This window comes from Leptothoe sp. ISB3NOV94-8A (genome assembly GCF_043421595.1).
Classification (GTDB): domain Bacteria; phylum Cyanobacteriota; class Cyanobacteriia; order Phormidesmidales; family Phormidesmidaceae; genus Leptothoe; species Leptothoe turfae.
Window position 1 is genome coordinate 2236541 of sequence record NZ_JAXSQW010000001.1, and the last position, 26278, is coordinate 2262818.

Genomic DNA, 26278 nt, shown 5'->3' on the forward strand with positions numbered 1-26278 from the left:
TATTTTGAAGCTATATAGTCTTGTTTTGAGATTTAATTTGCGATCGCACCTCTCCTGCTCCCAGCTACCCCATTGGAGTTGTGTCAGGATGTCAACAGAGTGTGTGATTTAACTGCCGACTCAGGCTGCCTAAAGCTCTCGTTCTACTTTGACTAACGCCTCAATTGTCAGACTAGTGGGTGCTTCTCCACCAAAAGCTGTGCCGATGCGCTTATCAGTAAAGTGATCAAAAGCCAGGTTGTAAACTTCGTTGGGCAATGGCACATACCCCACCACCTCTGACTCACCAACAATAGCCTCAGTGAAATAGTCATAGGTGCCTGACTCGACTGTACTTGCATTGATGGCAGCCATTTTTACGTTGGATAGTTTAATGCTGTTGCAGCGGTCATATTTGTAAGAAACGCTTTGTCTCAAGGCAAGATCAAGATCGCAATCTCAAGACTCACATTAAGTTAGTGAGTCTTATTTTAAGACACGAAAGATGCCTATGATTGTGAATCTATCTCTTGAAGGTGATAGAGACGCAGTAAACTTAGGTCACTTTTTTGGGAGTGTTGCCATAAACTACAGGTTATTTGTGTCGATTGCGATCGCAAATACTGCAATTCCCAGCTATAGATTGGATAGGGGTATCCTAGGGGTGCGGCAGACTTTAAAGGATGTTTTGACCTAAAAATAGCTCTCGAAATTTAGTCCATTTTTAGTCCATATTCCTTTAGGTGCCTCTAAAGTTATTGAATTTAGATGGTTTTGAGTTTTTGATTGGCTGCGGTGTACGCAACTAGTCATATAGGTTAAATGCAGTATTCAATGTATGATCCGATACCTCATCCCCTCCTGGTAGATGTTCAATATGTTCATACTCATTGAGTTCCTGACGCTCGTCTCCACCTAATCAGATTTTGAAAATTAACTGACTAGAATAGGGTTAAGCCCCCTGAGCCTGGCCCAGAAAGTACCTTTATGACGCTCCAGCAACTTCAACCTCAATTATTAGCCCTATCGCCAGACGAAAAAGCCCAGGCGATCAATTTATTGGTTGCCAGTCTTACTAACAGTTGGCCTGGCATTAAAAAAACAACAGGGGTGATGGGGGGCGATGCCTGTATTCGTCAAACACGAATTCCGGTTTGGTTGCTGGTGAGCTTACGTAACCAGGGAGCGACGGAAGCCTATTTGCTTGAAGATTATCCAGGCTTAACAGCGACTGATCTGGCTAATGCCTGGCTCTATGCCACAGCTCACATAGATGAGATTACTGCTGCTATTCAGCGACAAGCGGCAGCATAACCATGGCTCGACTTTATTCAGATGAAGGGTTTCCTAGATCAGATTGTTTTTCGAGTTCTGATTTCTTGGTTTTGAGTTTGGTTGCAAAATCAACTAAACTTGAAGGTTTAGCCTGACATTGGGCTAGTAAATCCACATCTGTTAAAACGAGATCAATATTTTTAGGGTCTATGTCAGTTTGAAATAGTTGATCAAGCAGTTCAAACCCTAATGTCTCGTCACCAAGGGTCAGTGTATAAAGGGCCTTATGGAGGTGATCCAGTTCTTTATCTTCAAATAGGTCTATTGCTGTTTGCCATGCTGTTTGGGCTTCATTTATTTGGTTGTTGAGGGCAAAGCTTAAGCCTAATTCAGTGTGAGAATAGGCACTGTCAGGTTCTAATTCGGCTATTTTTTCGTGGGATGAGATTGCCTCCTCATAACGTTTTAGCTCACGGTACAGCTTGACTAATTGGGTGTGAGCGTAGACGTAATTTGGATTGAGCTTAACGGCTTCCTCTAAACAAGAGATCGCAACGTCATACTGTTTCAGTTCACGATACACATACCCCAAGCTGACGTGAGGATAGATGTAGCTCACATCAGCTGCAATCGCTTTTTGATACGCTTCAATCGCCTCATCGTGGCGCTTCAGGTCCCTGTAAGCAATGCCTAAATTGTTGTAAGCGGTCGCATATTCTGGGTTGAGTTCAATCGCTTTTTGATACGCTTCAATCGCCTCATCGTGGCGCTTCAGGTCCCTGTAAGCATTGCCTAAATTGTTGTAAGCGGTCGCATATTCTGGGTTGAGTTCAATCGCTTTTTGATACGCTTCAATCGCCTCATCGTGGCGCTTCAGGTCCCTGTAAGCATTGCCTAAATTGTTGTAAGCGGTCGCATCTTCTGGGTTGAGTTCAATCGCTTTTTGATACGCTTCAATCGCCTCATCGTGGCGCTTCAGGTCCCTGTAAGCAATGCCTAAATTGTTGTAAGCGGTCGCATCTTCTGGGTTGAGTTCAATCGCTTTTTGATACGCTTCAATCGCCTCATCGTGGCGCTTCAGGTCCCTGTAAGCATTGCCTAAATTGTTGTAAGCGGTCGCATATTCTGGGTTGAGTTCAATCGCTTTTTGATACGCTTCAATCGCCTCATCGTGGCGCTTCAGGTCCCTGTAAGCAATGCCTAAATTGTTGTAAGCGGTCGCATATTCTGGGTTGAGTTCAATCGCTTTTTGATACGCTTCAATCGCCTCATCATGGCGCTTCAGGTCCCTGTAAGCATTGCCAAGAATGTTTAGGGAATAATTTTTCTCTCCTTCTAACTCAATCCCTGCCAACACATTTTCAATAGCTTGCTCATTTTGCTTGAGACCATATTGAGCCACTCCCAAAGCAATTAAATGAGACCCATTATCAGGGTTTAGTCCTATAGCCTTAGCCAAAGCATCTCTTCCCTCTTGTGAAGGAACAGCTTTGCTTTGCACTACTGAAAACGCCCAACCGATTTCCTCAAAGACATTAGCCAGATCTTTTTTCAAAGTCACTGCTTCCCCAGGCAATTTTTTCTCCACCTGAGTACATATGGTCAACGCTTCCTTCCCTCCACAAATCGCGGCACCAAATATCGCCAGCCATAGTCCTCATCTTTCCATAGACTATGGTGCGCCAAATCCAACATCAGCTCTGCAATCGCTTCACCATCCAGCTTGTCTGCCGTGTCAGTAATTCCTTTTGTTTTCTCCTCTGTCTGTAGTTCCAGCCATGCCAGAGCATTGTCATTCAGCTGTTGTAACCGCTCACTGGTGCGCCGCAGATCGCTAAGCAAATACCCCTGAAAAAAACGATTTAGCTTTTCATCCAGCCGCAGTTGCTCCACCAAAATAAACGAATACCTCTCCCGCAACGTTTGCAATCGCTGCTCTAGGTCTGTTTCGTCTAACATAGCTTTTAGCAAAGCTGCATCCGGACGTCGCATCAGTGCCAGCGCATAGATCGCCTGTAAATCCTTTTCCCGTTCCTTGGCACTAAAACAGTGCATCAAAAACCGCTCGCTGGTTTCCGTCACCACCCGATCATAAGCAGAAATATCACTGCCCAAGGGTGCTTTCTCCACCGGAGCAATAATTTCTGCCAGGGGTTTCCCTTCTCGATACATCACCGCCGCCTGCCGAATCACAAACGGAATACCTAAACTAAACCGCGTCACCGCATCCGCATCCTGTCCGCTCAGCGGTCGCTTTGGCACCACCTCAGCAAAGTATTCCTGAATCAATTCCAAACCAAACTCACTCAGCGATTTCGCATACAGCTGCGTTTCCGCAAAGTCTCGCTTGTACCCCCGAAAGTACAAACTCCCCCGATGCCCACTATCCGACAGGTTCGACCGCCCTGCCACCACCCATTGAGTGCGCCCACCGCTTACTTGAATCACCCGCCGCAGCGTGTAGTCACAATCAGGTCGATCCACAATCTCATAGGTATCAAACAACAACACCAGCGGCTTCCGCTCCGCCACCCTGGCAATACCTTTCCCTAGCGCTTCCGCCAGTTGCTCATTGGGCTGTGCATAAATCTCATATTCCTTCGGCGTCAGCGACTTTTGCACAAACTGCCGCGCCTGATACAACCCCTCCGCACCCACCTGAAATGTGGTATCCAGAGTGGCTTCCAATTTCCCCTGATCGATAGCCCCCGCCCCCGGATATAACCGGATTAACGTCGCCATCCCCTTGGCCCCCAGCTTACTTACCTTATCCGATAGATCACTGGTCGCTTGGGATGCCTTCATCGCATCCTCCACCTTAGATTCTGTAGCCCGCAATGCCTGAATCGTTTTCTCATAGTCCTTCAGGTCACTACCCCAACCCGCCTTTACCAGGGTACGATGCAACACATTTAGCATTGCCTCCGGCTCAATAAAATCATGCCCCACCTGCAAATCCAGGGTCAGCTTCTGCTCATCTTCCCAATCTAGAAATAAGCTATTAACCTGCCCTTTAAACTCCTTTGTCACCAGCTTTCGCAACTGCTTCACCAGCGACGTTTTGCCCATACCCCCCGCCCCATAAAACAGCAGAATCGCCGCACGGGCTTCATCTTCTGCCCCAGACGTCAGCCTGGCAAACGGTTTCGAAAACGTTGGAAAATGCTTTTGCACCCCCTTGGGTAACATCGCCTGTAGCATCCGACGAAACTGCTGCTGCTCCTCGGTTCGCGCTAAGAAAATATCCTCTACCATTGGCCTTAACTGCTGCACTTTTCCAGATTATGGCCCAATTCCAATTAAAGAAGGCCTCTTTCCCAACGACTAATGATTCGGCCAGACATACCAATCTGCCGTGCAACCCCCTCCCGGGACATATTCAACTCTTCTCGAAGTTTTTTAAGCGGCGATTCGCCTGAAACCTGTACATGCCTAAGCTGATTCATCGGCCTCAGCAAAATCATCAGGGATATCTTCTATAGATTGAATATCCAAAAGCATCATTAGCGCCTTCCATTGTGGTGGGGTCAATTTCGCCTCAGTCTGTCCAGACACCCAGCGCTGATACGTACGTAGAGGAATGCCACACTTAACAGCAAATTCAACCTGTGATAATTCCGTACGCTGAATGCGCAATACCTCAATGGGAGATTGACTTTCCTGGGGCCGCCTGTCTTTTTTCATTAAGACAAAATGACACGTCATATTGACGCATTAATCAATGGCACGCCATAATGGCGTATGCAATCAAACGCTTGTAAGCAGCCGAACCTAAGCTGGGCTGTCTTACTCGTGTGCCTTATTCTACCGCCATCATGCAACTCTACGACTCACCACGTCCGTGGGTGATCTATCGTCGCCTGCCCAATTTTCGGCACATTGCCGTTGCTCGATTTCAACGCCGCACCGATGCCGAACAATACCTTGCCACATTGCAATATCTCATCCCCCAAAGCCCATTCCTCATGACCTTTGACACTGACAATATCCCCATGGAAAATGCCCCCCATCGCCATCGCCTACGTTACTATCTGGTAGGTTCACCAACCGATACCCAGCAAGCCATTGACCGCCTACATCTGTTGGGTTACCTCGAACGCATCATCTGGAGTCAACCCATTCAACTCTCCGAAGCAGGCGTTATCATCCGGCCTGATCCGGGTGACGTCTTACGATATACCCAGCGAGAATTCATAAACCAAACCACAAGTTTTTGATACCCAAACCACCCTTATTTGGATTTCATTTAACCCTTACCAACCTGCATATCCATTAACAATCCGCTGACAGAATAATGCACGTCTAACTCAGACCACTGCAACACAGAGCCCATATTTACCGCAACAACATCATGAAGCTGTTCACCCGTCGCATCCTTCAGCTCAGCAAAAAGCTCTAAGGAAAACTCAACATGACGCCCGTCCCGTAAAACAGCCTTGTAAACCCGGTGTTCCTCATCAAACTCGATAGATTTCACCAATGGTTCATCCGTAGTAAACGCCCACAACTCAAGGGGAGTCAAACGACTTTTCTCAATCGTTATGAAATCGCTTCCAGGTATCCCAACAGTCATCTAGATTATCCTCAACGAGCTTAATAGCCAGTTTGCGCCACTTAGCAGCAACGAGTTCAGAATAAGCATCCTCCTTAATTTTAGATGCACATCCTTCTTTGCCCAGTTCTATCTTGAGTGTCCATTCACCACCTTTGCGAACATGGGCATGAGCGGGGTTGTGATCATTTGAATAAATCAGTAAATCCATTCCGCGTAACCGGGCAATGGTGACCATTTACGTTTACTTGATCGAGACATCAGCATTGAGTAAATATCGCACATTGCCAGATGTATACCGTAAACAGTCGATTTCTTACACCAAAACCCTTTAGAAAAGTCAGTGCCCCCTTCGGCTTCGCTTAAGAGGGCACTGACGGGTAGCGTTCCAGACTGGATGCTTCAACACCAACACACAATTTTCCTGCTTTGTATCGGCAACTCTTGAACGTAGATAAATTGGCGTGGGATATATTAATTTGCTCGACCGCCTAACTTGTCATATTTTTGGACCAACAACCATGACTCCCAATCAAGCAGCCGTCACCACTGCCATTACCGTTCTCCTATCCACCACGCCAGAAAACCGCCTAGGCCAGCTATTAAAAGTTTGCTTGGCCGCCAAAATAGATGGCAACGCCCATAGCAAAGCCCAGGAGTTATTTCACGATACCGGTAACCTGGCCCATTGGGTACAAGACGTAATTGGCAATGACGGACAATACACCCCGGACGAATGGCAGGCCCTAGGGGAAATGGATCTGCTGGAGAATGTTGAAAAATTTGTTGAAGGATTATTGACTGAAGTGGAAGCACTGTAGCCATGGAGATATTGGCTGCGGCTAGCCATAATGAAGCTAAACTTTAAGCCAAAGTTGCGCTCAAGGGTGTTTTCTATGCCTCTCTTTTCATTCTCAGGCAAACGTCCCGATAATCTAGGTGTTAAGCAGGGCAAGCTCTTGACCTGCCCCGGCACTCCTAACTGCGTCAGCAGTCAAACTGATGCTAGCGATCAGGAGCACTTTATTGAACCGATTGCCACTGATAAAGCACCTGGGGATGCGATCGCAAAACTCAAAATCATCATCGAAGGGATGGAACGCTCCCAAATCAACGAAGCCACTGACAATTATCTCTACGCTGAATTTGCCAGTAAGCTCATGGGCTTTGTCGATGACATGGAATTTTATGTCGATTCTGGTCTGATCCATGTTCGGTCAGCCGCCCGATTAGGCAAGTCAGATCTAGGTGTCAATCGCAAACGAGCCGAAACCATCCGAGAAAAATTTCAAACGGATAATTAATTCCCAGGCACCTATGGAACGCCTCTACAGGTATAGATCCTGGAATTCTCATTCTCCTAGGTGCAACAATCTGCAGATGTCTTATGAGACATCTGCAGATTGCCACCTTTTGCCCAGGGCTGGCACAAGACCAGCCCTGGGCAAATTGATCATCTTAAACTAGGTGCTTTGAGACCAAACTTGGCAGCACCCAACTTTCTCATATCAAGACGAATTATGCTCAACTTGAGACTTATGTTGATCCATTTAGTCTCAAAACAAGACGAAATGGATCAACTCGCCACAGCCGACTTCCATAACTCAAAATGCAATCCTCAAAACTCAGCACTGATTAGGTAGCAATTGCATTTTCAGTCCTTTAAAGAAACACAAACCGTCTATTCGCTGACTATCATCGACGTACCGGCTTCAGACGTAGGGTACAAACTTGTACAAATTCCTGCTGATCCAAGTGTTGAAGATGTAACTTCGGTAAATAGGGTATTCTGCGGCGATTGATTAAATTTATGACCGGAGCAATTAAAGCCATACAAATTGGACTGGTCTCGTTATTATTGGTGCTCTGCTGCTGCACGGGCACAGCTTATGCCCGTGGGGGCTGTTTTGGTGCTGGCACTCCGATCTTGACTCCAGATGGCTATAAACCCATAGAACAAATCGCTATCACCGACCAGCTTGTGGGCCTAGATGTGTCTAATGGTCAGACTGAAATAGAAACCATTGGCGATATCCAAATAGCACAAACGTCTGATTATTACCTGATTAATGATGCTACTCAGGTGACCGGCTCCCATCCTTTTTATGTGCAAACAACTCAAGGCTTAGAGCTTGTCCAGGTTCACAATCTCAAAATTGGCGACCATCTCACTGGAGAGAACAATGCTTCAGTTGAGATTTCTAGCATCCAACATATTCAGGCTCCCCTCAAAATCTACAACCTGGTGGAGATTACGCCATCCCATAATTTCTATGCGGACGGTATTTTAGTTCACAACAAAGGTGGCGGTGGCGGTGTTGCTGGCAGTGGCGGTGCTTATGGAAAAGCCAACGGAGCAGTCGGTCTTGATGACAAAAACCTACCGAGGTTGATACTATCTCTATTCCTCCTAATAGCCGGTCTGATACCTTTTGCCTTCCTGAGAGAGATTTATAATTCAATTCGCTTCAGAAATAAGACGTTCACTGATGATGCTGAACTGATTGAATTTACGAAAAGCATCAATGAAAAATTCAAAAATGTTTATTCTGTTCGATATACCGAAGATAATGAGCCTTGGATAAAAATACGTCCTTCTCAGGAGGTAGCAGAGACAACATATCAAGACTTTATTGATAAGGCTGAGCTGATAGATTTAGTCTCTCAAGTGTTTGTCCAGTATCAACAAGATTGGACTCAGAAAAAGTTTGATGAAATGGCTGACTATGTAGACCAGCCATTCTACGACATGCAAAGGACAATCTTTCAGGATGCATTTGGCAATAATTTCGATATTGTCTATCAGCCAACGTTACAAACGGTGGTGCCTTTAAGCCGTAGCCAGCAAGAAGATAGCTATATTTTTAAGCTTCAAATCAACGCTGAGCTGATCAATTTTGCCCTATCATCTCAAGGCTATGTCCTAAGTGGAGCAGCCTATTCCAGATCATTTACTGAATATTGGAAGATTAAGATAGACTCGGCTAAACAATGCTCTTTGATGGATATTGAGAAGCTTTATGATTTCTCACAAGTGAATGATTAAAATTGAGTCTCTGTTAATCCCTTGCAATTACACGCTATGCATTTTTCCAGGCTGTTACGCACTATGACCCTCAGACTGCTTAGCCTTGTGGGGGGACTCATTTTGGTAGGATTCGCAGCCTGGATACATTATCGAATCAATGGCCCCTATAACCCAGGTGAGATAGCGCTTGAAGATTGGTCCCTGGCACTCGCCATATATACTGTCCCGCTGCAGTTAGGGGCAGCGATAGAGGCCATAATCATTGGTCTCTGCACCCGGTTTCGGTGGATCAAGGTTAATCACGGTCGACTCGCAGTTGGAGCATTTAGCCTGATTTCGCTTTACTTCGCAATTAGCGCAATTTGGGTAGGCATGACAAGCCGCTATAGCAATCTGTTCGGGGTTTTACTGTACGAGTTCATCATCACCCTACCCCTGTGGTTGGCTTGGGGTTTATTATTTTTGCTACCCCACCGTCAACAGCGGCGAAAAAATAGTTAACCCCCCTGGCACACAGGTAAACTCAATCGGATTTGCCTCCCATAACTCCCCATCAACAACCAGCTTCTGCGGTGGATTTGTGGTTACCGTAAGCCGCTTGGTGCGCAGACAAATCACATCTTCCCGCTCAACTTGGGATTTAACCAGGGCAGAAGTAAACAACGTGGCCATTACATTGACCCCTTGTAATCGTGTTTGGGGCAGAGGAATCGTCACTTCCAGCAGCCCATCATCGGGAATCACCTCGCCAAACCCTTGGGCTGCCACAGAGGTGGCCGGGGCGGCATTGGCCACTGTCACGGCCACCGTATCAAATTCAATGGTCTCTCCATCAATTTCAATTTTTGCCTTAAATAGCTCTTGGGAAAAAAACTGCTGTGCACCAGATAGAACGTAGGCCAGAGTTCCTAGCTGATTTTTTAATTCTCGGTTGGCATTGTCTACCATCTCCGCCTCAAATCCCAAACCTGCCAGCAAAATCATTGGGATATCGTTGCAGTAGGCGGCATCTACCACCCGTGTATTCCCGGCTGCAATGGCTTCACACGCTTGCTTCATGTCAGTGGGAATCCCCATGGCTACCGAAAACGCATTGGCAGTCCCTCGCGGAATCACCCCCAGGGGAATACCGGTGTCTATGGTCACACCTGCGATCGCAGATACTGTCCCATCGCCCCCGGAGGCAATGATAAATCCGGTATCATCCTCGGTTTGGTTGGCTTGGATGGTTGCGATCGCAGCTTTTGCCTGGTCAATGGGATCCACATCCGGCTGCGTAAAAATCGTATGCAAATTAACCTGGGGTGCCAAAATCTGGCGAATTAAGGCCAAATCTCGATCTGGGTTGCCCTGTCCAGCCACTGGGTTAAAAATCAAATAGGCATCTCGCCGCTTTGCAACCGCTTGAATCGCCAGCTCAGCCGTTGCCATATTGGTGGCCAGCACAACGTTGTGTAAGGTACACACCCGCAGCAACGCCCGAATATCCGGCTCATTAGGATTGACACTGACCGGATCTAGCAAAAAAAAGACCCCTGCCACTCCACCAGACACTACCCGAGCTGCAATCTGCAATTCTCCGCCCTGGGCTCCCGCAGCCATTCGCTCCACAGGTAGCCCAGTAACCGTTCCAATTAACTGTCCTGTGGTTTCAGTCGCAATCAAATGGTATCGAGCCAACACATGCCTGTAGTTGGTTGCCAGCATTACCATGTCATTTTTCTTGGTGTCATGGGCAATCAAGGCAAGGCAGTCGGGCATGGTGTTATCTCCCCAAGCATGGTCTTAAAGCATTTCCAAAGGATAGCTATCCGCAGGGGAAGCTGACCACTCCCACATGGAGCCAGCATAATTTTTAACCTGATAGTCCAGGGTGACTAAAACCGATGCCAGCCAGCCAGAACGAATTCCCCCCGTGCAATACACAACAATTTGGCTGTCTGGTGTAATGCCCGCATCCAGTAATTTGGCATGGATATCATCCTGGGAAAGGAGTTTGCCATCCTGCCCCAAAAACTCTTTGAAGTAGAGATTAATGGCTCCGGGTACATGGCCACCCCGTTGTTCTCCATAGGGGGTCTTACCAGCAAACTCCCGCGCTTCACGGGTATCAATCACCACAAGATTGTCGTTACCTAGCTCAGCTTTTAGCTGCTCCTGCTGAATCTCCCATGTAACATTGCGCTCAACAACAAAATCTCCAGATGGCGGTGCATTGTTCGTGCCCTGTTGTACAGATACCCCCGCATCCACCAGTGCATCAAAACCACCATCCACCATGGCCACTTGAGCATGTCCCAGCGTACGTAACATCCAAACAATTCGACCATCTTCACCCCAGCCCCCCGGTGGGTTAGCAAAAACCACCACAGGCCTGTCCTTTGAAATTCCCATTTGCTGCAGCTGCTGGGTTAGCAAGGCATCCTGCTCTAGCAGTCTGCCGCGAGTGGTTACCTGCTGCGGAGAAAATTGTCGCCAGTCGACATAAACGGCCCCCTGTAGCCTGGTGAAAGCCAGTTTGCGAGTATCCAGCAGGGTAACCCCTTGATCAATCAGCCGTTTTGCCTCCGGTGCACTGATAATCCACCGGTTTTCTAAAGATGCCGCTAATTCTGGCGCTGCCACAGTTGCATTGATGGTCTCAGAAAAGAGATTATTGCGCTCAAGCGGCAAATTGTTCTTTCTCCATTGAGAAATATCACCCTCTAAATGGAAGATTGAGGTAATGCCAGCGTCCCGTAGCGTTCTTTCTGCAATCTTGACCCGTATACCCCGCTCGCAATACACCACGATCGGACCACTGTGGGTGATCTCGTCAATCCGATCGCCAATCTCTCGAAAATGAATGTTAATCGCCCCCGGAATGTGACCCGCCTCATACTCCTCTGCCGTACGCACATCCAAAATTAGCGGTGCAGTGCCAGCTTCGATTTGAGCAACTAACGCTTGCTGAGAAATGGGAGCACTGGTTTCAGCCATAGCCCCACAGGCTGCCAGCTGGAGACACAGACATGCGGCCCACAAAAGTTTACGCCCTTGACGATACATCGACCCCATAGTCATGCCATAGATAAAGAATATACAATCTTATGTCGAGATTAATAGACTCACCTTAAGTCCACTTAAGATGTGCTTAATCTCGAATTGAGACCAAGATTTAACACACGTCTTTTATTATCCCATTACTTATTTATTGGCTTATCTTGCTTTAAGACTGATTTGACTCAACATAGGTCTTAACTAGAGACTTTGTGTCTCGTCTTGATTTAGTTTGATGGGTAATTTAATCGTGAATTTTGCCCCTTGTCCTAGCTGTGAGTGGCATTCTAATGAGCCTTGATGGGTTTTGGTAATAATTTGATAGCTAATGGATAGGCCCATGCCGGTGCCGGTGCCGATGGCCTTGGTGGTATAAAACGGGTCGAACAGCCGTATAAGCGATGATTCAGGAATGCCAGGACCGTTGTCACTGATCTCAATCGAGATCCAATCAGGCTCCAATATGCGGGTTGCGATCGCAATCTTAGCCATCCCCTGAGGTGGCGAACAGCGCAGCACATCAATGGCGTTACTCAGAATATGCATAAACACCTGATTTAGTTGTCCGGCATAGCATTCAATGCAGGGCAATGGACCATAGTCACGCGCGATCTCAATTCCTGGCTGACCGGGTGTAGCCGTAATTTGGCTATTGAGAATTGTCAGCGTGCTATCAATGCCTTTATGGATATCTACCCATTTAACAGCCGCCTCATCCAAACGAGAAAATGATCGTAAAGACTGAACAATCGTGATAATCCGGACTGCTCCTTCTGCCATGGATTGCATCAGGTTTGGAAAATCTTTTCGCACAAATGGCAGATCAATCTCTTCGAGAGCAGATTGGATTTCAGTAGCCGGGTCAGGATAATGCTGCTGATAACGATCCAGCAGCATAACAATATCGTTGACATAGTCACTCGCATGTTTGAGATTGCCATAGATAAAACTAACGGGATTGTTAATTTCATGGGCAATTCCAGCCACTAATTGTCCCAAACTCGACATTTTTTCGCTTTGTATCAATTGCCATTGGGTTTGTCGCAGTTCCACCAATGTCTGCTGTAAATCCTCAGCCTGCTGCCGTAGAGAAGCTTCAGACTGTTGCAATGCCTGGGTTCTTTCCACAACGCGAACCTCCAATGTTTGGCGAGCGTCTTCCAGTTCCATGGTGTATTGTCCAGCCCAGCTGACCAACTGATTTAATGCCTCTGCCAACAGCAAGACCTCGTCCTGGGTGTGAATCGAAACGTGTAGCTGAAAATCATTCGCTTGGGTAATACGTCGTGCAGTCAGGGTAAGCTGCTCAATGGGCCGGGCAATGGCTCGGCTAGTGATCACAGCCAGGATAATGGCTAAACCGATGGAACAGACCATACTGACCAAAATGATGATCAGTCGTAATTGCTCAGACTTTTGTAGCTGCACAATGGATTGGTGGTACTGCCGATCAGCCGTTTGTTGCAATCGCGTTAAGTCTTCAGACAGTTGCTCAAAGGTGGTGGACAGTTGATTGGCATCTCGACTACTAAGGGCGATCGAAATTACTTCTAAGGCAATTCGCTTATTATCAACCCCCTCTAAATCAAACCAAAGGTACTGAATAAAGCGCTCATACTCCTGCAAATTAGTCCGATAGCCACTGATCAACAGGGTTAGCTGGGTTTCAGATGCTGTATGGGGAAGTTGCTCAATTGTCTCTAGTTGGTGACGGAGCTGACGGAGTTCTGTATTAAATTGATTGGTTTCATACTGCACCCAGATCCGGCTTTCACCGGCGATCGCAAGTAACCGCTGAGGATGCATCTGAATACTCATGTTTTGAGTATTCAGCTCATTGAGCAACTGCTTTTTACGCAGTGTATTCTCAGCTTGTTTGCGAGCAGAGAAGGCTTCATAATGCCCTCCCAGCAGACCACCGGTAGTGCCCAAAACAGCTGTTCCCAAAGCCAGGGCATATCCACAACTAATCTTTTTAGAAATACTGCGATGGATACCCAGCCGTTTACTAAAGCTAGAGACTACATGGGATAACAATGTAATCATCGACCCTAGCCCTCTCAGACTTATTCAATTGCTGAGCCCTGGCCAATAGCATAATAGCTATCTCGTAGGACTTGATAATCAGCATCAGTTACCGCCACTAATTCTGATGTTTTATACTTCTGGTTGGCTTCAGATGCTAAAAGCGCTGCTATCAATGTCTCTTGATGGTCAAGCATGTGGTTTCTCAGTTCTTCTAAATACCGTGGCCCCAGACTAGGATTGGCAACAAATACATCGGGGGGCAAATGATCACTCGCAGCAATGACTTGAATGTCAGTCCCTTCCAAACCCGGTGCTTTCACATACTCGACATAACGATCATGGGAATCACTCCAGGCATCTACCTGACCAGACTGCAGCGCTTCAAAGCCTTGGCGATTAAGCATGACCACCTGATAATCTTCAGGTGGCACTCCCGCATCTAGCAACATTTTCATCGGCATAATATGCCCTGCTGTTGACCCCTCAGTTCGCATGGCAATGGTCTTGCCTTTCAAATCACTCAGTTGATCAATGCCACTATCTACTCGGGTCATCACCATGGCCGCATACTTGGGACGAGTTATGCCAATGATGGGGATAGCCCCTGCCCGCGCCCTCAGTAGCAAATACTCAGAAGGTCCCGCCATCACAAAATCCAACTCATCGGCAAGGAGTGCTGGTGCCGCCGCAGAATAGTTTTCAACTGCAAAAAAAACAACGGGTAGCTGAAGGGTCTCTTCTAAAACTTGTCGAAATGCACCAAAGTCTCGCTCTAAAGCATCAGAACCACTTAGATCGGTCACAGCGAAGTGGAGTTTATTAGGATAATCAAACTGACTATTGGTTGTTGAGTTTGTCTTAGCTAGACCACAGCCCCCTAAAAACAACAAACTATACCCCAGAAAAAAACGACGACCTACCATAGCAGCCACAAGCAAGAAGGCTAACAGTACTGCTTGACCTGCATACAGCACCGTTTGACCTTCATATTGCCCAAACTATCCTTGGACTACGCGCTTAATTCTGAACCACTCTAAACTTTTCTTAAAACGAGATTGACCCCTAAAAATAAACCTACAAGACTTGATAAACCCAAATAAACAACAAAACAAATCTTTGCCTTAAAAAAAGTTTATATTTCTTATTTTGGACTCACAGAAAACCAAGCATTCTTATTTTAAGGATTAAGAGCAGTTGGGAAACCCTCTTGATTAACCGTAATTTATAGGGAATTTATAGGGTTAAGTGAGCATATACAAGATTTCAGGCTAATTAGTATATTCTAGGGAGATTCAGCTAATTGAGCCTCCCTAGAATAGCTAGTTAACGTAATTTATTTGTCAGGTATGCGCTTACGAAGCTTCTTGCTTTCGTTAAGGACATAGCTGCCATTGGAGACAATTTTAGGCAGAAAAGAAAGCTTGCTGTCCCCCTAATAATATCTACGGTTAGCTTAGCCCAATGTAAACGCCAAACTCATGTATTTATCCACCAATCTGAGACATTGTGCGGCTATAGGCTCCAGTAGTGCCAGATTCTCGCATTTTGAAATTAATCTCTGGTTTATCCGCCACTAAAGCGCCGACGCGATCACGAATAGTTTCAATGGCTTCTCCACTGCGCAAGGCATCTCGTAAATTAAGTTGACCCGTTTCATTTAACAGACAAGGCCGTAGCCAACCATCCGCAGAGAGTCTCATGCGATTGCAGCGATCGCAAAAACATTCAGACATTTGGCTAATAAATCCGAGCGTTCCTTTAGCACCTGGAATCTTAAAAACATCTGCAGGGCCATTGCCACGAATGCTTGATTCTTCTAAGCCCCAGCGATTTCGGATCTGTTGGCGAATTGTCTCAGAATCAATCCATCCCCTAGTTGTGAATAGCGCGTCATTACCAATAGGCATAAACTCAATAAATCGCACATGCCAATTCCTATCCAGGGTTAATGCGGCAAGATCTAAAATCTCGTGATCGTTGACACCCGGAATCAAAACAACATTAAGTTTAAGGGGGTCAAATCCTACCTGGTGGGCCATTTGAATGCCTTGCCATACCTGTTGCCAACGCATATATTTTGATGCGGTCTCTGATGTTAAATCACGAGTAGCCGGTGGGCCCACAATTTTCTCAAATGTCTCTGGCTGCAATGAATCTAAACTGATATTGATGCGTCGTAACCCTGCATCATATAAAGGTTTAGCCAACTTCTCTAGCTTAAAAGCATTAGTCGTCAGGGCCAGATCTGTTGTCTCTGGCAAATGGGAGATCTCATCCACCAGCTGGACAATTCCTGGACGTAGCAGTGGCTCTCCTCCCGTAAGCCGAAATTTTGTGAATCCTAAGGGAATAAATACCCCCTTCAGCAAGCTCAAAATTTCCCCATGACTTAGCCAAAGCTCTCGCAATACATAATTAAGGTCGGCTCCCTCCGGCATGCAGTACACACATTGAAAATTGCAACGGTCAATCAGGCTGATACGGAGATAATCAATAGGATTCATGTGGTTTTTGAACTCAAAGCCCCCCATATATCAGGGGGTTGGGAGCTGAACACGTGGGGAAAAGGTTGCCTCTATCTTAGCGGCTGCGATCTTATTGAGTCGTATTGCCTGACGCAGTTGCATACATCAAATTCTGAACAAGCAATTTAGAGAATGAAGCATTAATACCGTGGTTTGCTACTCTAGTTAAAATAATTTTCCATATACGTCTGGAGCGGCACACCCTCTACCCATAATCAATGGTTATTAAATGCCAGGATTTAGCTACTCGCGTTTAATAAGCAGCTCATTAGAATACGAAAATTACACCTGCTTTCCCACCCAATAGAGCTTCAGGACCTATCCGTGACTGCACAAACTCCCGCTATTACCGATAACGTATCTACCAAACCATCTGAGTTTAACCGTCAGATGCTAATTATTCTTGACTTTGGTTCCCAATATTCTGAGCTAATTGCTCGACGCATTCGCGAAACTCAAGTTTATTCAGAAGTGCTTTCCTACCGCACTTCAGCTGAGAAAATTCGTCAGCTTAATCCTAAGGGCATTATTCTGTCCGGTGGGCCTAGTTCCGTTTATGCTGACCACGCTCCCAAGTGTGATCCTGCCATTTGGGATCTGGGGATTCCTGTACTAGGTGTGTGCTACGGCATGCAGTTGATGGTGCAACAGCTGGGGGGGCAAGTAGAGACCGCCGAACGGGGTGAATATGGCAAAGCGTCCTTGCACATTGATGATCCAACCGATTTGCTAACCAATGTGGGTGACGGTTCCACTATGTGGATGAGTCACGGTGACTCGGTCACTAGGCTGCCTCAGGGGTTTGAAGTTCTAGCCCATACGGACAATACACCCAGTGCTGCGATCGCAAATCATGACCAAGGCTTTTATGGTGTGCAGTTCCATCCAGAGGTGGTTCACTCCGTTGATGGTCAGGCCTTAATTCGTAATTTTGTATATCACATCTGCCGCTGTGAGCCCACATGGACCACGGAAGCATTTGTGGAAGAGGCCATTCGTGAAGTACGTGCCAAGGTAGGCACTAAACGGGTTTTACTGGCTCTGTCCGGAGGTGTAGATTCATCCACACTGGCATTTTTACTCCATCAGGCCATTGGCGACCAGTTAACCTGCATGTTTATTGATCAGGGCTTTATGCGTAAGGGGGAGCCTGAACGTCTGGTAGAGCTATTTGATCAGCAATTTCATATCAAAGTTGAATACGTCCAAGCTCGCACACGCTTCCTAGAGAAAATCAAGGGCATTACTGACCCAGAGGAAAAGCGGAAACGCATTGGCCACGAATTTATTCGTGTTTTTGAAGAGGAATCAAAACGCCTGGGACCCTTTGATTATCTGGCCCAGGGTACACTATATCCCGATGTAATTGAGTCTGCAGACACTAACGTTGATCCCAAAACCGGTGAACGGGTAGCGGTCAAAATCAAGAGCCACCACAATGTGGGTGGTCTACCTAAGGATTTGCAATTTAAGCTAATCGAACCCCTGCGCAAGCTCTTCAAAGACGAGGTGCGTAATGTGGGTCGCTCCGTTGGCCTTCCCAATGAAATTGTACGTCGTCAGCCCTTCCCCGGCCCAGGTTTAGCCATTCGTATCCTGGGTGAAGTGACGGCGGAACGGCTCAATATTCTGCGGGATGCTGACTATATCGTGCGGGAAGAAATCCGTAATCGAGGACTGTATCACGACTTTTGGCAGGCGTTTGCGGTATTGCTACCGGTTCGTAGCGTTGGCGTCATGGGCGATCAGCGCACCTATGCACACCCTATTGTGTTGCGTCTTGTTAGCAGTGAAGATGGCATGACGGCTGACTGGTCTCGGCCTTCCTACAATTTGCTAGAGGTTATTTCCAACCGCATCGTCAATGAAGTGGACGGAGTTAACCGAGTGGTTTACGACATCACCTCCAAGCCCCCTGGCACCATCGAGTGGGAATAAGCTGCGCTTGAGCCGCAGGCTCTTTTCAAACCCCCGGTTGCTAGCAACCGGGGGTTTGGGTTTTTGCCGCTAAGCCGTCGCCGTCCCTTTAGGGCGTGCAAAAATCATGCGTCCCGCTGACGTTTGTAGGGCGCCAGTCACCACCACCAAAACATTATTGCCGATGTAGCCTTTCCCTGACTCCACAACCACCATGGTGCCATCATTCAAATAGCCCACACCTTGGAAATCTTCCTTTCCTTCCTTAAGAATTTTGATCTCGATATCGTCTCCGGGTAAATACGCCGGGCGAATTGCCTTAGCCAGGTCATTAATATTCAAAATGCCTACCTGCTGCACCCGTGCTACTTTGCTGAGGTTGTAGTCATTGGTAATGAGCATGGCATTCATTTCCTGGGCCAGTTTAACGAGCTTAGCGTCTACAGTTGTGATGTCTGAATAATCGGCAGGATCAACAACAACCCGGTCGGGATAAGCCGCCCGCAGACGATTCAGAATATCCAACCCCCGTCTACCCCGGGCTCGTTTTTGGTCGTTGGCAGCATCGGCAACGGCCTGTAGTTCCTGTAAAACAAATTGAGGAACAACGATCCGGCCCTCTAAAAAGCTGGTTTCTAGCAGCCCTTCAATGCGGCCATCAATGATGCAGCTAGTATCCAAAATCTTTGAGGTAGCTGGTTTAAGCGTGCCTTCTGCAATCAGCATGCTCTCTACGCTGGAAGGATTGACTAAACGCAGCAATGCCCGTCCTTGAGTGTCAGCCAGATTCATCCCCGAGACTGAAAATATAATGCTGTTCATGACAGCTGCCAGGGGTTTGATGAAGTTAAACTCGCTGGGGATCGGCAACAAGAACACGGGGGCCAAAATCAAGTTGGCAATGAGTAGACCCAAAATTAAGCCAATGGCCCGAGCAAAAATGCGGTCGGGGGGCAGGGTGCGGATTTGTTTCTCGAACCGCCGATAGCTGGTCTGGGCAACAATTCCTAGGCCAGTACCAATCAGGCCTCCAAACCCGGCCATGACGGTACCGAGACCTTCAATGTTGTTAACTTGTCCTAAAACCTGAGGCGGTAGCAGGTCAACACTGTAAAAACCAACACCCGCCCCTGCAAAAATGAATGAAATTATGATTAATGCGTCTAGCATTCGAATGATGTCGCCCTTAGGGTATATCTATTGATGTGATGATGGTGAAGCATACACCATCCCTGGGAAGGCTCAAACAACGACATTATAATCACTGATGTTCCCCACGATTGGGTTCCTCCCTGAATGCTTTTATGTTCTCCAGTGGCCCCATGCCCTTATCGGCCCCCACATCGGCCTACGTTCATATTCCGTTTTGTCGGCGTCGCTGCTTTTACTGTGACTTTCCCATTTCGGTCATTGGTAACCGAAAACGCGGAGAAACATCTAGCACCATTAGCACCTATGTCGATTGGCTATGCCAGGAGATCAAGGCTACACCCGTTTTGGGGCCTGCGCTGAAGACGGTTTTCTTTGGCGGTGGGACGCCATCGTTGCTATCTGTCGCTCAGCTTGAGCAGATTTTGCAGACTCTTGATCAGCAATTTGGCATAGCGACCGATGCAGAAACGTCCATGGAAATGGATCCGGGCACCTTTGATTTGTCCCATGTACAAGGCTACTGTGCCCGAGGTGTGAATCGCATTAGCCTCGGAGTGCAGGCATTTGACGATGGCTTGTTGGAGCGATGTGGGCGATTCCATCGCCTGGTGGATGTGCATCGAGCCGTGGATGATATGCATCAAAGTCAGGTGCCAAGTTGGAGCTTAGATCTAATTTCAGGATTGCCTTATCAAACTTTGGAGCAGTGGCAGGAGGCAGTGGAGAGGGCGATCGCAATCCGTCCCCATCACATCTCCATCTACGATCTCACCATCGAACCCCAAACCCCCTTTGGTAAGCAGTATCAGGCAGGGGAGCAACCGCTACCGACCGAAGCAGCCACCGTTGACATGTACCGGCTAGGGCAGCAGATTCTGACCAACGGGGGCTATGGGCACTACGAAATTTCTAACTATGCCAAACCGGGGCATCAATGCCGCCATAATCGCACCTACTGGGAAAATCGCCCCTTCTATGGCTTTGGTATGGGAGCCACTAGCTACACCCAGGGACAGCGTTTTGCCCGCCCCCGCACCCAAAAGACTTACCGACAGTGGCTTAACAATTATCAACAAGCCGGTGGCATTCTAGATGAACCCTCATTACCGGTCACTGAACAACTGACCGATAGTTTGATGGTAGGGTTGCGCCTGGCAGAAGGTATCGATATTAGCGCTTTTATCAACGCATTTGGTGCGGCCTTTATCGGCATGTTGAATAGTCGCTTGCACCCTTATGTAACGTCAGGTCAAGCCATATTTGAAAACAACCGCCTTCGCCTCAGCGATCCCGATGGCTTTCTCATATCGAATACGGTGCTAGCAGATCTCTTTCATGGGATTGAACAACTCACCGAAAAGTAGCGATCCCTCTTGTGGAGACGTTCCATGGAACGTCTCCACAAGAGGGATCGCTATCTAGAAAGGCCTTGCCTACTTCCAAAAAACTTAAACGTTTTGTAACATTGGCAACCATATCTGCGATCCATAATTTGCCAAAGAAAGGATTTGTCCCCTTGCAGTGATGCAGTACGATGAGTCCTTGTGAAAAAAAATCCTCCCTGCTATGCCGAAGGTACTTGTCTCCGACCCGATTGACCAAGCTGGTCTCGATATTTTGGCCCAGGTGGCCCAAGTTGATGTGAAAACCAAGCTTCCGCCTGAGGAGCTTGTTCAGATAATCTCCAACTACGATGCTTTGATGATTCGCTCGGGCACTAAGGTTACCAGCGAGGTGATTGAGGCGGCAAGTCAGCTCAAAATTATCGGTCGGGCTGGTGTGGGTGTCGATAATATCGATGTAGCTGCCGCCACCCGTCGCGGCATTGTGGTGGTCAACTCCCCCGAGGGCAACACCATTGCCGCAGCAGAACATGCCCTAGCGATGATGCTGTCGTTATCGCGCAACATTCCTGAAGCCGATAAATCAGTCAAAGAGTCTGCTTGGAATCGTAAACAGTTTACCGGCGTAGAAGTTTACAAAAAGATTCTCGGCGTGGTCGGTCTCGGTAAAATTGGCTCCCATGTGGCTACGGTTGCCCGTTCAATGGGAATGACTATTCTGGCCTACGATCCTTTCATTTCTAAGGAGCGGGCGGCTGAATTAAACTGTAGCTTAGTGGATTTAGACCTCCTTTTCCAAGAGGCCGACTACATTACTCTACACATTCCCAAAACTAAGGAAACTGCCCACTTGATCAACGCTGAAGCGCTGGCCAAGATGAAACCAACTACCCGTATTATTAACTGTGCTCGCGGCGGCATCATTGACGAGGCCGCTTTGTATGACGCCCTGAAAAATGGCGTCATTGCCGGTGCCGCTCTCGATGTTTACGAAGCGGAACCCTTAGGAGAGAGCGCTCTGCGAGAGCTTGGCAAATCTGTTGTTCTCACTCCCCACTTGGGCGCTTCCACCACCGAAGCCCAAATTAATGTGGCGGTGGATGTGGCTGAACAGATTCGCGATGTGTTGTTGGGACTCCCTGCCCGGTCGGCTGTAAACATCCCTGGCCTCCGCCCCGATGTACTAGAAAAACTGCGCCCCTATCTACAGTTGGCTGAAACCTTAGGTAACTTGGTAGGTCAGTTAGCCGGTGGACGTGTAGAGCAAGTGCAAATTCGTCTCCAGGGTGAGCTGGCAAATCAAGATAGTAAGCCCATCGTCATCGCCACTCTCAAAGGCCTATTAACAAATGCTTTGAGAGAACGGGTGAACTATGTTAATGCCTCCATTGAGGCTAAGGAACGGGGCATTAAAGTGATTGAGACTCGTGATGCGAGTATCAAGGACTTCACGGGGTCCCTTTATGTCTCTGCCCAGGGCTCCCTGGGTGAGCATTCAGTAACGGGCGTTATTCTCGGTGGCAGTGAAGTACGTATTACTGACATCAATCAGTTTCCCATCAACGTGCCTCCCACGAAGTACATGTTATTCACCCTGCACCGCGATATGCCAGGCATTATTGGCAAAATCGGGTCTTTACTAGGGAGTTTTAACGTCAATATTGCCAGCATGCAGGTGGGACGCCAGATTGTGCGCGGTGATGCCGTTATGGTGTTGAGCATTGACGATCCGCTACCCGATGGGATTCTCGAAGAGATCACAAAAGTGCCTGGCATTCGCGATGCGTATACCGTCGCCCTATAAAATGGGTTAACCATGACTGTGTTAAGGACACTCCAAGTGCTTAACACAGTTATTGCTGATTTCTATAACCCTTACGAAAGCCTTGGCAAACACTTGGTGGGAAATACAAGTTACCTGCTCCCCACTGCTTGAGGATACGATCTTCTGGCGGTTTGAAGATTGGCATGGGCGCGGCACCGCCAGCGAGCGCTGGGGGCAACAAAGCCGAGTGAAAGCCTATTTTCCACAAGAGCAGTTTTGTAATGTTGATTTGGCCGCCCTAGCCTTGCGGTTTCAGCAAGATGCTCTATGTTTGGGTATCAACGAACTACCCGATGTCACCTGGCATCTGATTGAAGATGAGGATTGGTCCAAAAGCTGGAAAAAATATTGGCACCCTCAACCGATTGGTGATCGGCTATTGATTAATCCGGCTTGGATGGATCCCCCTACTGACTCGTCGCGTTTAGTGCTCAAGCTGGACCCAGGAACCGCCTTTGGCACTGGTACCCATCCAACCACCCAGCTGTGCCTGGAAGCGCTGGAGATGCGTTTGAGCGACGCTCAACCAGTGACCCTGGCAGATATTGGCTGTGGGTCTGGCATTCTATCCATTGGCGCAATTCTGCTTGGTGCTCAACAGGTTTATGCTGTTGACACAGATCCCCTCGCTGTTAAGGCAACGGGTGAAAATCGGGCTCTCAACAGTATGGATGCGAGTCGCATTCAGGTTGCCCAAGGGAGTATCGACAGCCTCAAGGTGAGTGAACCCGTCGACGGCATCTTGTGCAACATTTTGGCCGAGATCATCGTTGAGCTGATTCCGCATTTTAATGCCATTGCCAAAGAGTCCACCTGGGGGATTTTGAGCGGTGTTTTGTTGGAACAATCGAAGTGGGTGGCCGATACCCTCGAAGCGCATAATTGGACGGTAGCTACGCTCTGGCGACGTGAAGATTGGTGCTGTTTGAATATTCGGCGTCCTTAAAGAATGGAGTAATGATTATGGATAGCGGGTTGTATGTGTTGAAAATTGCGATCGCATCCGCCCTACTCAGTGTCTTAATTAAATGGATAGGGCCAATGATCGCGCCTCCCGAATCCATTGCACTCATTCTTGTCTTACTTCCAACAGCTATTCTAGGCGGCTGGCTTCTGAGTCGTTGGAGCCGATAACGTCTGCCATGGCCACCATCCGCACCATCCCTGAAATTAATCAAAAAATCAACGACGGCAGCGTCACCGTATGGACCGTCGAAGAAACTAAAGTCAACGTGGCAGAACTCGGCCTAGAGGCGGCCACTAAAGCGGTGGATGTAGTCACCACCGGCACCTTTGAACCCATGGAGTCCTCCGGGGCGATTATTAATCTCGGCCATACCGATCCCCCCATTAACATCCGAGAATGTTATCTGGATGGGGTACAGGCCTATGCCGGTTTTGGTGCAGTTGATCTCTATCTTGGGGCTAGCCAAGCCGTTAGTAATAATCGTTGGGGAGATACAGCAGAAAATAACGATATCACGAGCGAACGGGGTGGAGGCCACGTCATTTCTACCTTGATTGCCGGCAAATCGGTCAATCTCCGAGCCATCGGTCAAGTCAGCGACTGTTATCCCCGCTCCACCCTAGATATCTCCATTACCCGAGATACGATCAATCAATTTTATCTGTTCAATCCCCGTAACCTTTACCAAAACTTTATTGTCGGGGTTAACAGCAGTGACCGCCCTCTACTCACCTACCTGGGTCCACTACAGCCATTTCTCGGGAATGCTGTCTATGCCAATGCCGGGGCACTTTCACCCATGCTGAACGATCCTCAAATGCAGACGATTGGCATTGGCAGTCGGTTATTTGTGGGAGGAGCCCCCGGCTACATAGCTTGGGAAGGGACTCAACACTTCCCTCTACAAAAACGATTACCTAACGGTACGCCCGTTGGCCCCTCTGCCACCGTTGCCCTGATCGGAGATGCGAAACAAATGCAACCTGAATGGGTTCGTGGTTGCTACTTTACTGGCTATGGACCGTCCCTGATGCTGGGTGTAGGTGTCCCCATACCCGTTTTAGATGAAGCTGTTTTACAGAAATGTGCCGTTGAAGATAAAGATATCCTGGCCCCAGTGATTGATTTTTCAATTCCCCGCCGGGTCCGGCCCAGTTTCGGCTTGGTCAGCTATCAGCAACTTAAATCAGGTCGTCTTACCATCAACGGGAGCCGTGTGAGAACAGCTCCCCTATCCAGCCTTTATCTTGGGCGCAAGGTTGCGACCACCCTAAAAGACTGGATTATTCAAGGTAAGTTTCAACTCAGTGAGCCGGTTGCTCCCCTACCGAGACAAACAGCCTTTCTGCCCCAGAATAACTGAGGCCAACATTGCATCGCTAGGGCATAGTTGGGGGATACAGCTGGGAAGATGCAGCCGCTTTAACCCTCTGAGCGCTCGGCGGCATCAGCCACCTCATTGCTGTTGCCCACTTTGACCACCTTAGGTGCATCTGCATTGGATTTTTCCACCCTGGCAGTATCATCCTTAACCAGATTAGGTTTAGGACTAGGACGTCCTCCACGCTTTGATGATGGAGGCCGCCGCTTACTACCGCCACCGCCACCCATTGGCTTTTTCTTAGAACGCTTTTTCGGGGGGACAGCGCCGACATAGCTACCATCAGTTAAGATCAACTGGTTTCCCTGCCGCTGCACATGCATATCCCAAAAGTAGCCAATGGTTTTAACACTAATGTTGCCATTGATCACTAGCTTAAAGGGACGTTTGGGCTGTTTTCCAGTGCGCATCTTTTGCACGATACTAACGGTGATCTCCTCTTTCCGCTCATCGAATTTGATGACCTCACCGCGAATAGAAAAGTAATCGGGCTGCACTGCATCAGCGGGTGTTTCGAGCACGTCATCCTCTTCATCGCCCAAGGTCTCTGGCTCCCATACACCGACGATTTGTACGGCAATACCAATATCATCTTGGAAAATAGTGCGTGGATAAACCACCCAGAGGTGATCTTTTTCTAAATCTAGATGCTTTTTAACCAAGCTGGTTGTGCGTCCTAAGAGCACAGCACAGGTTGTGGTGCCATCGTGGTTAACAATGTTACCCCGGTTAAACGTTTCTTCTGAGGGCTCATAGCGTCCTTTTAACAGCCCAATCGCTCTGTACTGCATGGGCTCACTAGGCGGTGCAATCGGCTGCAACCTGGGTTGAGGCGTTTCTGGCTCAGTAGGCGTATCGTCTACTGGTGGCTCAGCTACTGATGACTCAGTAGGCTCACTCTCCGTAGGCTTGGGGCCTGGCTCGGACACGATTGGCGTTGGCTCAAGGGCATCTGCTTTCTTTAAGGCAACTGCTTCAATCGTGGGTTTTTTAGGAGACTCTTCAACGGGGGCAACAGGCTTAGCTGGTCGTCTAGGTGGCTTCTTAAGAGCAGGACTATTAGAGTTAGCAGCTGCGCTAGCATCCGAATTGTGATCGGATGAAGTATTGGACATTTCAGGGGGGCGACTGTCTGCAGAACTCATTAATCTCGAAACCTCCTCAATCAGGAAAATCGGCTTACTTAACAATTTGAACAATAGTTTAGGGGGTAGCTATAAGTCGCTACAGATTTAGATATCTAACTAACATCTGACTAATTACTTAT

The 26278-nt window shown here is 47.9% G+C and carries 26 protein-coding genes; 12 read left to right on the plus strand and 14 right to left on the minus strand.

The annotated features are described in order from the left end of the window. Positions 1-129: 129 nt before the first annotated feature. Positions 130-354, minus strand: coding sequence for a hypothetical protein (locus tag SPB21_RS09680; RefSeq protein WP_499866425.1), 225 nt, complete (start codon positions 352-354; stop codon positions 130-132). Between the two features lie 612 nt (positions 355-966). Between SPB21_RS09680 and SPB21_RS09685 the strand changes: the two genes are divergently transcribed. After that, positions 967-1293, plus strand: coding sequence for a DUF433 domain-containing protein (locus tag SPB21_RS09685; RefSeq protein ID WP_006514026.1), 327 nt, complete (start codon positions 967-969; stop codon positions 1291-1293). Between the two features lie 13 nt (positions 1294-1306). Here SPB21_RS09685 and SPB21_RS09690 read toward each other — a convergent pair whose 3' ends face one another. The 4 genes from SPB21_RS09690 to SPB21_RS09705 are packed head-to-tail and all read right to left on the minus strand — an operon-like array spanning position 1307 to position 4938. Beyond that, complete coding sequence (locus SPB21_RS09690) at positions 1307-2860, minus strand: tetratricopeptide repeat protein (RefSeq protein WP_499866426.1); 1554 nt, start codon at positions 2858-2860, stop codon at positions 1307-1309. After that, positions 2857-4509 (minus strand): hypothetical protein, encoded by a 1653-nt coding sequence (locus SPB21_RS09695; protein ID WP_499866427.1) that lies wholly within the window; start codon positions 4507-4509, stop codon positions 2857-2859. The genes SPB21_RS09690 and SPB21_RS09695 overlap by 4 nt, the downstream gene beginning before the upstream one ends. A gap of 44 nt (positions 4510-4553) precedes the next feature. Continuing rightward, positions 4554-4718: a helix-turn-helix domain-containing protein gene (locus SPB21_RS09700; RefSeq protein WP_499866428.1), complete on the minus strand. Its 165-nt coding sequence runs from the start codon at positions 4716-4718 to the stop codon at positions 4554-4556. Then, a complete protein-coding gene (locus SPB21_RS09705; protein ID WP_006514028.1) occupies positions 4687-4938 on the minus strand; it encodes a helix-turn-helix domain-containing protein in 252 nt (83 codons plus the stop codon). The genes SPB21_RS09700 and SPB21_RS09705 overlap by 32 nt, the downstream gene beginning before the upstream one ends. A gap of 131 nt (positions 4939-5069) precedes the next feature. Between SPB21_RS09705 and SPB21_RS09710 the strand changes: the two genes are divergently transcribed. Further along, positions 5070-5471: a hypothetical protein gene (locus SPB21_RS09710; RefSeq protein ID WP_499866429.1), complete on the plus strand. Its 402-nt coding sequence runs from the start codon at positions 5070-5072 to the stop codon at positions 5469-5471. 29 nt (positions 5472-5500) lie between these two features. Here SPB21_RS09710 and SPB21_RS09715 read toward each other — a convergent pair whose 3' ends face one another. Next, positions 5501-5827 (minus strand): DUF2442 domain-containing protein, encoded by a 327-nt coding sequence (locus SPB21_RS09715; RefSeq protein ID WP_499058505.1) that lies wholly within the window; start codon positions 5825-5827, stop codon positions 5501-5503. Then, complete coding sequence (locus SPB21_RS09720) at positions 5787-6044, minus strand: DUF4160 domain-containing protein (protein WP_163703371.1); 258 nt, start codon at positions 6042-6044, stop codon at positions 5787-5789. The genes SPB21_RS09715 and SPB21_RS09720 overlap by 41 nt, the downstream gene beginning before the upstream one ends. Positions 6045-6327: 283 nt before the next feature. Between SPB21_RS09720 and SPB21_RS09725 the strand changes: the two genes are divergently transcribed. The 4 genes from SPB21_RS09725 to SPB21_RS09740 all read left to right on the plus strand — a co-directional run bounded on the left by SPB21_RS09725 (position 6328) and on the right by SPB21_RS09740 (position 9335). Then, complete coding sequence (locus SPB21_RS09725; RefSeq protein ID WP_006514030.1) at positions 6328-6627, plus strand: hypothetical protein; 300 nt, start codon at positions 6328-6330, stop codon at positions 6625-6627. Between the two features lie 75 nt (positions 6628-6702). Continuing rightward, entirely contained in the window at positions 6703-7110 is a 408-nt protein-coding gene (locus tag SPB21_RS09730; RefSeq protein ID WP_499866430.1) for a DUF1499 domain-containing protein, read from the plus strand. A gap of 506 nt (positions 7111-7616) precedes the next feature. Next, entirely contained in the window at positions 7617-8852 is a 1236-nt protein-coding gene (locus tag SPB21_RS09735; protein ID WP_499866431.1) for a Hint domain-containing protein, read from the plus strand. Positions 8853-8915: 63 nt separating this feature from the next. Beyond that, positions 8916-9335, plus strand: coding sequence for a hypothetical protein (locus tag SPB21_RS09740; RefSeq protein ID WP_499866432.1), 420 nt, complete (start codon positions 8916-8918; stop codon positions 9333-9335). Here SPB21_RS09740 and SPB21_RS09745 read toward each other — a convergent pair. The 5 genes from SPB21_RS09745 to moaA form a co-directional block, all read right to left on the minus strand. Continuing rightward, complete coding sequence (locus SPB21_RS09745) at positions 9300-10595, minus strand: methylglyoxal synthase (protein ID WP_499866433.1); 1296 nt, start codon at positions 10593-10595, stop codon at positions 9300-9302. The two genes, SPB21_RS09740 and SPB21_RS09745, sit on opposite strands and share 36 nt — an antisense overlap. Before the next feature lie 24 nt (positions 10596-10619). Beyond that, complete coding sequence (locus SPB21_RS09750; protein WP_499866434.1) at positions 10620-11891, minus strand: rhodanese-like domain-containing protein; 1272 nt, start codon at positions 11889-11891, stop codon at positions 10620-10622. Positions 11892-12074: 183 nt separating this feature from the next. Further along, a complete protein-coding gene (locus SPB21_RS09755) occupies positions 12075-13919 on the minus strand; it encodes a sensor histidine kinase (RefSeq protein WP_499866435.1) in 1845 nt (614 codons plus the stop codon). 20 nt (positions 13920-13939) lie between these two features. Beyond that, the gene (locus SPB21_RS09760) at positions 13940-14824 is read right to left on the minus strand and encodes a PhnD/SsuA/transferrin family substrate-binding protein (RefSeq protein ID WP_499868690.1); all 885 of its coding nucleotides are present in this window, start codon (positions 14822-14824) and stop codon (positions 13940-13942) included. Between the two features lie 561 nt (positions 14825-15385). Next, on the minus strand, positions 15386-16405 hold the full coding sequence (gene moaA / locus SPB21_RS09765; protein WP_499866436.1) for a GTP 3',8-cyclase MoaA: 1020 nt from the start codon (positions 16403-16405) through the stop codon (positions 15386-15388). Positions 16406-16816: 411 nt separating this feature from the next. Between moaA and guaA the strand changes: the two genes are divergently transcribed. Beyond that, positions 16817-18364 carry a glutamine-hydrolyzing GMP synthase gene (guaA, locus tag SPB21_RS09770; protein WP_499059254.1) on the plus strand — a complete coding sequence of 516 codons (1548 nt, stop codon included), beginning with the start codon at positions 16817-16819 and terminating at the stop codon, positions 18362-18364. A gap of 69 nt (positions 18365-18433) precedes the next feature. On the opposite strand, the gene SPB21_RS09775 is transcribed toward guaA, so the two are convergent. After that, positions 18434-19513, minus strand: coding sequence for a PIN/TRAM domain-containing protein (locus tag SPB21_RS09775; RefSeq protein ID WP_163664116.1), 1080 nt, complete (start codon positions 19511-19513; stop codon positions 18434-18436). A 152-nt stretch (positions 19514-19665) separates the two neighbouring features. Here SPB21_RS09775 and hemW point away from each other — a divergent pair, with 152 nt between their 5' ends. From hemW to SPB21_RS09800, 5 genes are all read left to right on the plus strand, one after another. Next, positions 19666-20859, plus strand: coding sequence for a radical SAM family heme chaperone HemW (hemW, locus tag SPB21_RS09780; protein WP_163664118.1), 1194 nt, complete (start codon positions 19666-19668; stop codon positions 20857-20859). Between the two features lie 202 nt (positions 20860-21061). Then, the gene (serA, locus tag SPB21_RS09785) at positions 21062-22642 is read left to right on the plus strand and encodes a phosphoglycerate dehydrogenase (protein WP_163697299.1); all 1581 of its coding nucleotides are present in this window, start codon (positions 21062-21064) and stop codon (positions 22640-22642) included. An 82-nt stretch (positions 22643-22724) separates the two neighbouring features. Then, positions 22725-23609 carry a 50S ribosomal protein L11 methyltransferase gene (prmA, locus tag SPB21_RS09790; RefSeq protein ID WP_163697301.1) on the plus strand — a complete coding sequence of 295 codons (885 nt, stop codon included), beginning with the start codon at positions 22725-22727 and terminating at the stop codon, positions 23607-23609. Positions 23610-23626: 17 nt separating this feature from the next. After that, positions 23627-23797 carry a hypothetical protein gene (locus SPB21_RS09795; protein ID WP_163664124.1) on the plus strand — a complete coding sequence of 57 codons (171 nt, stop codon included), beginning with the start codon at positions 23627-23629 and terminating at the stop codon, positions 23795-23797. Between the two features lie 17 nt (positions 23798-23814). Further along, complete coding sequence (locus tag SPB21_RS09800) at positions 23815-24993, plus strand: homocysteine biosynthesis protein (RefSeq protein ID WP_163671641.1); 1179 nt, start codon at positions 23815-23817, stop codon at positions 24991-24993. A 59-nt stretch (positions 24994-25052) separates the two neighbouring features. Here the strand turns inward: SPB21_RS09800 and patR are convergent, their stop codons facing one another. Further along, positions 25053-26156, minus strand: a complete 1104-nt coding sequence (gene patR, locus SPB21_RS09805; RefSeq protein WP_163664126.1) for a heterocyst master regulator PatR — start codon at positions 26154-26156, stop codon at positions 25053-25055. Between the last annotated feature and the right edge of the window lie 122 nt (positions 26157-26278).

Excerpts from the sequence above, each read along its gene's own strand:
- SPB21_RS09680 (WP_499866425.1), bottom strand. The coding sequence starts at position 354 with ATGGCTGCCATCAATGCAAGTACAGTCGAGTCAGGCACCTATGACTAT.
- SPB21_RS09685 (WP_006514026.1), top strand. The coding sequence starts at position 967 with ATGACGCTCCAGCAACTTCAACCTCAATTATTAGCCCTATCGCCAGAC.
- SPB21_RS09695 (WP_499866427.1), bottom strand. The coding sequence starts at position 4,509 with ATGGTAGAGGATATTTTCTTAGCGCGAACCGAGGAGCAGCAGCAGTTT.
- SPB21_RS09700 (WP_499866428.1), bottom strand. The coding sequence starts at position 4,718 with ATGATTTTGCTGAGGCCGATGAATCAGCTTAGGCATGTACAGGTTTCA.
- SPB21_RS09705 (WP_006514028.1), bottom strand. The coding sequence starts at position 4,938 with ATGAAAAAAGACAGGCGGCCCCAGGAAAGTCAATCTCCCATTGAGGTA.
- SPB21_RS09710 (WP_499866429.1), top strand. The coding sequence starts at position 5,070 with ATGCAACTCTACGACTCACCACGTCCGTGGGTGATCTATCGTCGCCTG.
- SPB21_RS09715 (WP_499058505.1), bottom strand. The coding sequence starts at position 5,827 with ATGACTGTTGGGATACCTGGAAGCGATTTCATAACGATTGAGAAAAGT.
- SPB21_RS09720 (WP_163703371.1), bottom strand. The coding sequence starts at position 6,044 with ATGGTCACCATTGCCCGGTTACGCGGAATGGATTTACTGATTTATTCA.
- SPB21_RS09725 (WP_006514030.1), top strand. The coding sequence starts at position 6,328 with ATGACTCCCAATCAAGCAGCCGTCACCACTGCCATTACCGTTCTCCTA.
- SPB21_RS09730 (WP_499866430.1), top strand. The coding sequence starts at position 6,703 with ATGCCTCTCTTTTCATTCTCAGGCAAACGTCCCGATAATCTAGGTGTT.
- SPB21_RS09735 (WP_499866431.1), top strand. The coding sequence starts at position 7,617 with ATGACCGGAGCAATTAAAGCCATACAAATTGGACTGGTCTCGTTATTA.
- SPB21_RS09740 (WP_499866432.1), top strand. The coding sequence starts at position 8,916 with ATGACCCTCAGACTGCTTAGCCTTGTGGGGGGACTCATTTTGGTAGGA.
- SPB21_RS09745 (WP_499866433.1), bottom strand. The coding sequence starts at position 10,595 with ATGCCCGACTGCCTTGCCTTGATTGCCCATGACACCAAGAAAAATGAC.
- SPB21_RS09750 (WP_499866434.1), bottom strand. The coding sequence starts at position 11,891 with ATGGGGTCGATGTATCGTCAAGGGCGTAAACTTTTGTGGGCCGCATGT.
- SPB21_RS09755 (WP_499866435.1), bottom strand. The coding sequence starts at position 13,919 with ATGATTACATTGTTATCCCATGTAGTCTCTAGCTTTAGTAAACGGCTG.
- SPB21_RS09760 (WP_499868690.1), bottom strand. The coding sequence starts at position 14,824 with ATGGTAGGTCGTCGTTTTTTTCTGGGGTATAGTTTGTTGTTTTTAGGG.
- moaA (WP_499866436.1), bottom strand. The coding sequence starts at position 16,405 with ATGAATCCTATTGATTATCTCCGTATCAGCCTGATTGACCGTTGCAAT.
- guaA (WP_499059254.1), top strand. The coding sequence starts at position 16,817 with ATGCTAATTATTCTTGACTTTGGTTCCCAATATTCTGAGCTAATTGCT.
- SPB21_RS09775 (WP_163664116.1), bottom strand. The coding sequence starts at position 19,513 with ATGCTAGACGCATTAATCATAATTTCATTCATTTTTGCAGGGGCGGGT.
- hemW (WP_163664118.1), top strand. The coding sequence starts at position 19,666 with ATGCCCTTATCGGCCCCCACATCGGCCTACGTTCATATTCCGTTTTGT.
- serA (WP_163697299.1), top strand. The coding sequence starts at position 21,062 with ATGCCGAAGGTACTTGTCTCCGACCCGATTGACCAAGCTGGTCTCGAT.
- SPB21_RS09795 (WP_163664124.1), top strand. The coding sequence starts at position 23,627 with ATGGATAGCGGGTTGTATGTGTTGAAAATTGCGATCGCATCCGCCCTA.
- patR (WP_163664126.1), bottom strand. The coding sequence starts at position 26,156 with ATGAGTTCTGCAGACAGTCGCCCCCCTGAAATGTCCAATACTTCATCC.